Below are 10,881 nucleotides of genomic sequence, written 5' to 3' on the forward strand. Positions count from 1 at the left end.
ACTTCCCCTATTTACCAGTCGGGTGCTTTTTCCCTTGTCACGGGCATTAGAAACTTCCCCTATTTACCAGTCGGGTGCTTTTTCCCTTGTCACGGGCATTAGAAACTTCCCCTATTTACCAGTCGGGTGCTTTTTCTCTTGTCACGGGCATTAGAAACTTCCCCTATTACAAGGCGGGCTCCATTAATTCGGGACATAAAAATACCACAGTTTCAAGGACTGTGGCAGTGGCAAATTTATTCATTCTTAAAAAAAGGCGAACAGATTTGACATCTGTTCGCCTTTTGCGGAGAGGAAATTACTTAATCCAAGCTCCGTCTTTACCAATCTTATAGCCATCAACTGTTGTGTTAGCAGCCATTACACCGGATCTGTATAGGTAGTACCACTTGCCGTTTACTAGTTTCCAGCCAGTAGCCATTTTGCCGTTACCATTTAGGTAATACCACTTTCCACCTTCTAATAACCAGCCAGTCTTCATTGCACCGGACCTCGTTAAGTAGTACCAAGCACCACCATCGAATACCCAGCCAGTAGCCATCTTGCCGTCTTTCTTCAAGAAGTACCACTTACCGTCTGTATCTTTCACCCAGCCAGTAGCCTTTACATCTTTCACATAGTAGTACCAAGAACCGCCTTCTAAGCTCCAGCCGTTTTTAACTACTGGTTGTTTTTCAGCATCTTTTCGGTTAACGACAACTTCCTTCACAGTTTCGTTACCAGAAAGGTCAGTAGCTCTTAACGTAAATTTGTTTTCTCCTTCTTTAAGTGGAAGTGTTACTTGATAATCCTTGCTTAATGGATTTAATACATCCACAGGGCTTACAAGGGGCACTTCAAACTCGTGATCTTCACCTACGTAGAAGTTTAAGTAGTTGAAGTTATCTTGCAGGTTTACTTTCAAGGTAACTTTATCAACATTCTTATCAACTCTTTCAGGTGCGTTTACATTGATGACTGGTTTAGTTGTATCAACGTATACCTTACGAGCAATAGAGAAGGATTTATTTGAGTGATCGATTGCTTCAACCTGAACATCATATAATCCATCTTTTTCAAATGTAACAGTAGTCGAGAAGTGGAAATTACCATCTTCACCAACTGTGAAATCAGTTACTTTACCATTTACTTTTAATGTTTTTAAGCCGATATCATCTGATACGAAACCTTTAACATCTACTTCCTTCGTATCATATGCACCCCATGGATTTGGAGAATTTGGAACATAGTTTCCATCTGAATCCTTTGAACCATCAGTGATTACGATTAATGGAAGTGCAACATCACCGATTGCAGCAGTATCATCTCCATAGTTTCCTGCATTGTCAGCAGCTACTACTTCAACAATCGCTTTTTCTGGTACTTCAGTTAATTTATAAGAATTCGTCTTGCCGTCAGTTGTTCCAACAAGCTTTCCATCTACGTAGACACCGTAAACTTTTACGCCAGTTCCTTCTTCTTTAGTTTCCCAGGATACCATAGATGTTTCAGGATCATATTTAGCCGTTACTTTTGGTGCAGTTGTATCAACATATACTGGGATTTTCTTAGATTGCCACTTAGCACCAGCATAGTCAACAATTGTTTTGATTTCATAGTAGTATAGGCCGTCTTTAACGACTTCGCCTTTTACTTTCCCATCCCATAAGCGGTCTGCTTTATAAGAGAATGGGTTTGCTGAGCCGCCATCAAATGCATTCTTATAGACATCAGATTCAGATTTAATACGGCGAAGCTGATTGCCATCCTTGTCCAAAATGTTGAACTGAGCTTCAGCAGCATTTCGTAAGAATGACGGAATTGGATTGATATCCTCTAAGTACTTATCACCATTTGGAGATAATGCATAGAACTTATTATCAACCGATTTTCCAAAATAATTTTGGTCAACTTCAACATCTGTACCACCCTTGAATAGGTACTTCAGATCGAAGTAGCGCTCTTCGCCAAGTGTCGCAAATCCATCCACGATTTGTGGCTCATCCCAGTGGCCGTAGAAGCCAACATATGGAGCTGTTAAGTTTGGAACCGTACTGTCTGCACCAACTAATGTTACAGCGCCTTCAACGAAAATGTTTTCTCTTAGTTCTAGAAGAGTTTTGTTTCCATCTTTATCAAGGCCTGGAAGTTTAGCATTTGAAAAATCAACTTTAACAGTAAAGTCAACAGATTTACCTGCTGGTACTGTTACAGTTTTTGGTGCATCAACTTTCGCACCTGCAAGGTCACCTGCGATTAATGCATTATACTCTGGGCTACCATCTGCATAATCTTGAATCGTATCTGTTAACACATCTGTGTTTACAGTATAAGAAACAGATTTGTCAGAGATATTTTTAACAGTGAAGGTCATTTCGAATTGCTTCGATGTGAAGTCCCTCAACTCAACTTTAGCGTTACCAGTAGCCTTGTTTACAAAATATGCAGGTGTAGTTACAGCCGCATAAGTTTGCATCATACCAGCACCTTGACGGCGAGGTGAGAAAGGCTGACCATTTAAGTCAGTAATATTTTTAGCCGTGTTCATTAACAATACTTTTGCAAGATGCGTACGCTCTGCAACAGAAAGGTCTTTAAAACGTGCGTCTGTTTGTAAGTATTGTTGAACAAGTGCAGATCCACCTGCAACGTGTGGGGATGCCATTGAAGTACCACTCATTACAGTGTACTGGTCATTATTAACAGTAGAATAGATATTTCCACCAGGAGCAGTAATTTCAGGCTTTAAGTCTAGGGATGGTGTAGTTCCCCATGATGTAAAGCTAGTCATACGACCCATTTCAGGACTATCCTTCTTATTTGCTGTTGCCACATGAATGTAAGTAGGACCTTTAGCAACTTCCTGTTCCAATGTAGTACCTTCAGCACCTGAAATTAACATGAATGGAACATCCCAGCCACCTTGGTCTTCATACCAGAAACCATTGGTTGCATTATATACAATAATACCAATCGCGCCTGCTTTAGCAGCGTTTACGGTTTTATCATAGAAAGATAAAGTACCACGTGGAACAAGAACAACTTTGCCCTTAACGTCAACGCCATTGTAATCTTCTGGATTACCAAGCTTTCCGCCAATGCTAGCTAATTCAAGCTTACCGCCGTTAGCAGCAGCAAATTTTTCCCAATCGTCTATACCTTTACCTAAGCTTGTATAGCCTTGAAGGCCATCAACAGTAACGTTAGTTTGGTACCAGTATGCTTCGTTACCAGAAGCAGCGACAGAAATACCGTCAGGATTTAAGCTTGGTGCACCTACTACACCGATATCAGGGTTTTGAGCATATGGGTTATCCCAGCCATCACCGATATGGTTAGAGTTACCAGCAGACATCGCACAAACGATACCGTTAGCCGTCGCTCTTTGAATAGCAAGGTCTTCTGCACTATCTTCTTGATAGAATGCAGCAACATCACCAAGGCTCATGTTTAGAACGTCAGCACCTAACTTGATAGAATCATCTATTGCAGCAAGATACACGTCAGACCAAGTAGAAGGGTAAATTGGATCATTACTGAATACTTTCATCGCAAGAACTTGCGCTTCAGGTGCAACCCCTTTAATACCACCATTAGCTTCGTCGCCGTTAGCTGCTACAATACCAGAAACGTGCATACCGTGCATGCTTGCTCCAGGTCCTATGTCAAGGATGGTGTCGTTTCCATCATAATAGTTCCAACCGAAAGGAACTTTATCTGTATAAAATTTACCTTTTAAGCCATTATCAGCAATAGCTTGATTTACTTCTGCTTTTGTTAAACCTTCTTTTGTTACATCTGTTAATTTAAAGTCACGGTGGGATGGGTCAACACCAGTATCGATTACTGCTACAACCATTCCTTCGCCTTTAAATCCAGCTTTTGTCCACGTATCACGAGATTCAACGAACTGATGGCTCGTTTTCATGTTTGGTTCTACTTTAGGACGGTTATATTCGTTTGCTAAGTAAACAGCTTTTACACCTGAAACAGATTCAATTTTATCAAGATCACCATAAGCGATTTCCCCTGAAAATCCGTTGAAAGCAGTTGAGAATTTTTGCTTGTACTTAACGGTTACACCTTTAGCAGCAATTTTCTCTTTAATAGACTTTTGTTGGCTTTCTGCTTTAGAAGTGAATGAAGATTTTTTATCTTCGGATAATTCTTTGTATAATACGCCCTGCTTTGTTGCATATTCAACAGCAGTTTGTCCGTCAACCTCAACAATCACACGAACCTTATCAGTTGCTTTAAGATCGGCCCTAAGGTTTTTAGATTTAAGCTGTTCCTTAAAAGATTCTCTAGCTTGCTGTGCCTGCTTTAATTGTTGAACTTTTGATTCTAAATCACCTGGCTTGTAGGCAGCGGAAGTTGGAGAAACGAAACTGAAGTTAGATAATGCAAGAGCTGAAGCTAATGCGTATGTAGCAATTTTGCGTTTCTTATTGTAGTTCTTTTTGCTCATTAAAGACTTTCCCCCCTATTAAAATAGTAATATCAATATCTTCCCTACTAATCTATTTTCAGGTCAAATCACCCTACTATTTAGAAAAGTCGGAATATACAAATATAATTTTAGTATTTTATTGTAGTAAAGGTCAATAGTTTTTCGATGTTCGAAGAAAAATATTTTCGCAATATTCGACATAGTAACATAAATAACAACCCTACATGTGCTTTTCGCTATGAATTTACCCCTTTAAAGGGATGATATTTTATCGGAATATAGGGCTTCCTAACCTACGGTGTCAGAAAGGATTAGCTGGTTTAACCGCAAAAACTCGGGTTTTTGATAAAAGTGGCTCACAAAATGTCTTAGATATTGTTTTTTTCTCTTGAAAATCCAATTAACCTGACAAGAATTTCAATAAATATCGCGGTGCAGAAATAATAAAATTCACTAATGACAACAAAAGAGAAAAGTAATAAGCCTTATACTAGAAAAATAAAAAGTTCGAAAAGTGATACACATTCTGCCTCTATCTTTTTTCCTATTATTTTCTAATGGCCAAATTGTTGATTAATCACTCCCAATTTAAGATTGAAATCGAATATAGTCGACATTTGACGAGAGGAAACGGTGTTTCCATCTTCTAAAATAAGGTATTATTTGCTTAAAAAAGTGCAAATTACCTATGTTTTTACAGTAAAATTCAGGAATAAATGGATTTTTTGTGTCTTTTTATAGTAGGATAGTAATAGTTTCTACTATTCTACATAAAACGGAGGGCGAAGGATGCTAACTCCTGCACAACAAAAAGTGAAACAAGAACTGGAAGAGCTGCAGGTAAAGGCTACTATTCAACGCAGAGATGAAGAACCTGCTCCTAATAAAAGCCCCAAGAAAACGTGGTTTTATATCCTTGCTGGAATTTGCATGGTCATAATTAGTAGTCTTTTGCTGCTAGATTCTTCCACAGCCAATCAGGAAGAGATTGTTTCCTTTTTAAAAATCGAACAATCATATAACAAACGAAGCACGAATCTATTCATAAACATAACCGAAAAAGATCCCCCAAATCTTCAGCGAGCAGTTGTCATGCAAGCTGAACTCTTGCAAAAAGCGAACAACTTAAAAGCACCTGCCAGTTTAAGTGTGCATAAACAAGATTTGCTCAAAGTGATGCAACAACGGCTAGACTTGCTTACCTATCTCGCTGAGGAAGAGAATAGAAATGAGATTCAGGTTAATAAAAAATTATTAGAGCTAAAAGTTAGCCGAGAGATTGCTATTGAAAATTTAACAACTGCATTGGATAAGGCAGAGATCAAATACACCCAAGAAAAGGACGGAATGATTCAGTATTGGGTAGATTCAAAGGTTTATCAATACAGTTTTTAGAAAGAAAGACAGTAGCCAAAGGGTTGCCGTCTTTTTAATATTCTATCAAAACGCGGAATGTCTACAAATGCTGGCGGGATTCATTTAAACGCCCCCATATAAAAAAGAGCCAACTCTAAAAAAGAGTCAGCTCAAAAGTTTTTTAACGAATCATCGCGCCGTCTGCACCTAATTTGTAGCCTTGTATTTTGGTGCTGGCAGCCATTTTTCCATCCTTGTAAAAATAGTACCATTTACCACTGATAAACAGCCAACCAGTTTGCATGGCTCCACTACTGGTATTTAGGTAGTACCATTTACCACCCTCTTTAAACCATCCAGTCTGCATCGCACCGCTGCTGGTATTTAAGTAGTACCATTTGCCATTAACGCTAACCCAACCGGTCTTCATCATTCCTTTTGTCGGATCCATGTAGTACCATTTATTGTTGCTCTTTACCCACCCGACTTGCATTGCACCGCTGGAGGACATAAAGTACCATTTGTTCTGATCCTTAACCCAGCCAGTCTTCATCGCACCGTTACTCTCGTTTAAGTAATACCACTTTACGCCATCACGCACCCACTTCTTCTGCATGACACCGTATTCATCAAAAAAGTACCACTGTCCGTCGACTTTTTCCCAGCCTGTAACCATAGCGGCTGTCTCAGGATCAAAGTAAAAGCGCTCTCCGTCAAATTCAGACCATCCAGTCTGAAGAATCCCGTCCTCATCGAAGTAGTAAACATCCTCATCAATGTAAAACATGCCAATTAACATGACGCCATCATCATCAAAGAAGTATGTCTCTTCACCGATTTCAGCCCATCCTGTAACCATCTCGCCGTTCGCAAAGAAGTAATGGTAAAATCCGTCTATTTCCACCCAGCCAGTTTTCATGGCCCCGTCTGGTCCTAAAAAGTACGTTTTTCCATTTACTTCAATTAAACCCGTTTGCATGATGCCATCCTGGCCTAGGTAATACCAGTTTGCTCCTGATTTCACCCATCCAGTTAGCATAGCTCCATTGGTGCCGAAGTAATAGTTAGCACCTTCAATGGTCACCCAGCCTATTTGCATCACACCATCTTGTCCTAAGTAATACTTCTTTCCTTCTAGTTCTAACCAGCCTGTGTGTTTTTCACCATTCTCATCGTAATAATACCAAACGCCGTCGGTTTCCACCCAGCCTGTTGGCGGGACTACAACAGGATCAGTCTCATCCCCTGGTTCCTTTTCCACAGAAAAATCAAACTGGGCAACTATCGGATCGTGGTCACTTACACGACCATGGGCTTCCATGAATTGAGAGTTCATGTGGACGAAATCCGTTTCGGCCCCAGCCGCTAATTCTTTTGTTGCAAGAATATGATCTAAGACCTGGGCATTTCCTTGGAAGTTATAGGAATAGCGCCTTGCTACAGGCACAGTCTCTGCTAAATCGTCTAAAATTTCGCCTTTTAAAGCGGTTAGTGGATTGGAGAATTCAAAGTCATTTAGGTCTCCAAGTAAAACGACATTTGCCTTGGCATTTTTGTTTAAAACATCCGCTACAAAGCTATTGACTACTTGGGCAATTTTAATGCGCTGTGCTTCGCTGCCTAGGACAGGAGGCTGGTGTTTCCCAAATAGTGCCTCGTCACCACCCTTGGAGTTAAAGTGGTTGGCAATGACAATTAGTTTTTCTCCGTTGAATGTAAATTCTGCCGCCAACGGTTTACGGCTGGAAGAGAACGCCGAATTCGTCGGATCAATTCTTCCAGGATTCAAAGTTAAAGAGCCATTTTCATAACCTACAGCCTGAGTGGCTGTTCCTTTTGGTGCACTGGTATTCAATGTCACTCGTTCCGGATTATATAAGAAGCCGACACGGATGTTTCCACCAGGAGCACCGCCATCCTTATTGTTTTCAGGTGCAATGTCAGTCCAATTGTATGTCGGACCACCTGATGATTTAATTGCATTAATGAGAGCTGAATAGTTCGCAGAGGCATCCACCACACCATTATTGGTTTCACCGTTATTATCCTGAACCTCTACAAGTCCAATAATATCAGGCGTTTTTAGGTTCGTTACAAAAGACTCAGCTAATTTATTGGTTTTTGCAGTGTCTGCTGCGCTAAAGTTTTCAATATTATAGCTGGCAATGGTCAGCTTGTCCGTCTCTTTTTCTAATTGAAGCGTTTCACGAACATTTGGACCTTGTCGTAATGCCGGTAGGCTTCCATTCTTGATTAGTATTTTATAATTGCTATAGGAGTAGCTGACAACACCTGTTACCGTGCCGTCGAATGAATCACCCGTTTTGGTCACATAGTTTCTGTCACCGATCAAGAGCTGCAATCGTTCTGGGTTCGATGTATCCTTTGTCAGGATGGTCCCACCTGCATTCGTGTAGGTTTTGCCGTCCGCCTGTCCCACAATAACGGGAACCTCACCATTCTTTTGAGGCCCGACAACAGTTGGTTTTTCAAGTGATACTCGCATACCTTCGATGCTTTCATAATAATCAATACCATCTTCACTTGGATCAAAGGTAGCAAATTGATCGTTATCAATTACTTGGGAGGGGATAGTATTTCTGTCGATCACCACTGGAGATGGCAATGCCACGCCACTAGCTTTTTTCGCAATCGTTGCTGCAGCAATCTCTGTCATTGTTAAGTCTGTTGAAGAACGATCGCTATAGCCATCAAGGTTGACTTCTTTTACCGTTCCATCCATGGCAACTTGGTCACCTGCCGACAAACCATGGCTAGAGCGATTGACAAGGATTCCCTCAGATGTCGCGGGATTGTCATCTGGAACGGCAGACTGCATATAGAAGTTGGAAGCATCAACCACATAGGTGACGATACCTTCCACGCTTTGCACCGTTTTCCCTACATATGGTGAGGTATGAGCAGTCCCTTGGATGGTTGAGATTTTCAAGCCATCCCCACTTCCTACCGGTGGCGGCTCGACTGGAGGCGGATCAGTTGGTGCACCTTCTCCAGTGAAGGCAATACTCGTTGGCGTCTTTAACCCTGGCATCGAAAAGTATGCTGCGGTTGTCGCCGTAATGAAGATTTCCTTTCCGTCGTTTGCCGGGTTAGTCAGTAATCCGAAGGTTGGTCGAAAATCCTTCGTTACTTCTACTGGCATAATCTTTGCAGGATCCGTTTCCGTCGGACTATCTGCAATGGCTAAATTCGTATCACCACCGAAAGGAGCCGTAAATGTAAACGAATTGGTCCCCTTCGTATAGCCCACAATATACCCTTTAACATTAACTGTCGTTCCGGTACTTGTCGCTAAAGCTTCTGCTACAGTAAGATACTCTCCCGCTGCGCTTGCCCTGCTTGTGTAAGGCAATACATAGCTTGCGAGTAACATAATCATCGTGGTAATAATCACCAATTGTTTTTTACCTAATTTCACTCCTTATGCCTCCCTTTTCTCGTGTTGGTCCTCGATTGTAACGAACTGCCAACGCTCGTTGTATACGTTTACAATTTTTGCTGTCTTACAAACGTTTTCCTATAATTATAGTAGTATAGTTGGGGCTATTAAGCTATAACAAAATAAATAGAGGCAACCTATTAAGGCTGCCTCTTCCATTCTATTATTCTGCCTTACCAATGCCTATGGCCATTGTGCCAATTCAATCACGCCCAATTTCTTCTTTATCCGTCTTTGCTGTATTTTTTCAATAGTAAAAAGAATCATATGAAGAACGAAACAACCTAGAGCGAAGAATTCAACTGCGTAATCGATGTAATACCACGAGAGTGTGGCGGTTATATCGTAAAGTGAATGAACAAGGACGGTCACCCAGAGGTTACGAGTCCATAATAAAATTAAGCCGAATAAAAGTCCCATATTAGCGAAGGTCACAATCGCACCAATTCGAATCGACCATGGTTGTTCAGTATCCAGCGTATGGTCGACGCCAAATAAAATAGACGTGAGAAATAATGAAAGCATGAGGAATAGATCCCTTCGCCCGCTCTCCCAGCGCTTAGGAAAGAGCTTCTTGAAAACGATAAGGATGAGAATCATATAGGATAACCGCCATACTTCTTCTAAACCAGCGAGAGTATCCGCATATAAATCAGAGCCAATCGTATCGACCTTATCAAAAAAGGACCATACCGCGTCAATTGGCGCTCCTTTCTCATCCTCCTCCACATCATAGGATTGCGTTTCGGTATAATCCTGCACATATTGATCATAGTCATCGCTAAATGCCTGAAATGCATTCGTTGAGTATATATTTATGACCGTACTTCCAAGAAAGAAAACAAGAAAAGCACCGGTAAATTGCATCATCATCTGCCGCGGCCGTTTGGGAGGATCTGTAGGGCTGCCAAGCCGGCGATACAGCTTCCAGCCGATAAAAAAGGAACCAACCATGACTCCATCATACAGTGAGCTAGCCATATAGCTATACCTGGATAGATAAAGAAGGATTTCCACACCGATCGTCACGATGAGCATCGCAAAAAGTAGTTTTTTCGAAAGTGGTTTTGCTAAATTAGAGATCATAATGTCATTCCCTGCCTGTAAATTTGTAGATTCTTTCTACTTACCCAATAGATTGACCGCTAGTATCCCGAACCCATTTAAAAAGAGCAGGAAAAGGAAACAGGCAATCGTCCACTTCTTTTTTCTCGACACGGATTTGTCTCCTTTAAGTCTAAGAGTATAATAGTAATAATTTAACATATTCTTAGCCAATTATCATCATAATGTTCTTTCCATATTCTCGTTTGTTATAGGTGTTAAAAGGTGTCCCATTGTTCAACAATAATAACTTCCTATAGTAGAGCCATAAGACTGGGGCTCTACTTTTTTTAGACACAAAAAAGGGCAGCTAATATAGCTGTCCTTTTTCGTGCCTGGCAACGTCCTACTCTCACAGGGACTTTCGTCCCAACTACCATCGGCGCTGAGAAGCTTAACTTCCGTGTTCGGTATGGGAACGGGTGTGACCTTCTCGCCATAATTACCAGACTATTTTATTAGAGAAATCGTTCTCTCAAAACTAGATAATGTAGAAGAAGTGTTTGTAAACTACGAGTTCGCTTTAAAAATT

At 40.9% G+C, this 10,881-nt stretch carries 4 protein-coding genes and 1 rRNA gene; 1 reads left to right on the top strand and 4 read right to left on the bottom strand.

The window, feature by feature from the left end; all coding sequences use genetic code 11:
- Positions 1-298 precede the first annotated feature (298 nt).
- Complete coding sequence (locus tag ABES03_RS09660; RefSeq protein WP_430117083.1) at positions 299-4,447, bottom strand: S8 family serine peptidase; 4,149 nt, start codon at positions 4,445-4,447, stop codon at positions 299-301.
- Positions 4,448-5,218: 771 nt separating this feature from the next.
- Between ABES03_RS09660 and ABES03_RS09665 the strand changes: the two genes are divergently transcribed.
- Positions 5,219-5,824 (top strand): hypothetical protein, encoded by a 606-nt coding sequence (locus ABES03_RS09665; RefSeq protein ID WP_430117084.1) that lies wholly within the window; start codon positions 5,219-5,221, stop codon positions 5,822-5,824.
- Positions 5,825-5,966: 142 nt separating this feature from the next.
- On the opposite strand, the gene ABES03_RS09670 is transcribed toward ABES03_RS09665, so the two are convergent.
- The 3 genes from ABES03_RS09670 to rrf all read right to left on the bottom strand — a co-directional run bounded on the left by ABES03_RS09670 (position 5,967) and on the right by rrf (position 10,799).
- Positions 5,967-9,224 (bottom strand): DUF6359 domain-containing protein, encoded by a 3,258-nt coding sequence (locus tag ABES03_RS09670; protein ID WP_430117085.1) that lies wholly within the window; start codon positions 9,222-9,224, stop codon positions 5,967-5,969.
- 204 nt (positions 9,225-9,428) lie between these two features.
- Positions 9,429-10,331 carry a CPBP family intramembrane glutamic endopeptidase gene (locus tag ABES03_RS09675; RefSeq protein WP_430117086.1) on the bottom strand — a complete coding sequence of 301 codons (903 nt, stop codon included), beginning with the start codon at positions 10,329-10,331 and terminating at the stop codon, positions 9,429-9,431.
- A 351-nt stretch (positions 10,332-10,682) separates the two neighbouring features.
- Positions 10,683-10,799, bottom strand: a 5S ribosomal RNA gene (gene rrf / locus ABES03_RS09680).
- Positions 10,800-10,881 lie beyond the last annotated feature (82 nt).

It is taken from the genome of Neobacillus rhizosphaerae, from assembly GCF_050477885.1.
GTDB lineage: Bacteria > Bacillota > Bacilli > Bacillales > Cytobacillaceae > Neobacillus > Neobacillus rhizosphaerae_A.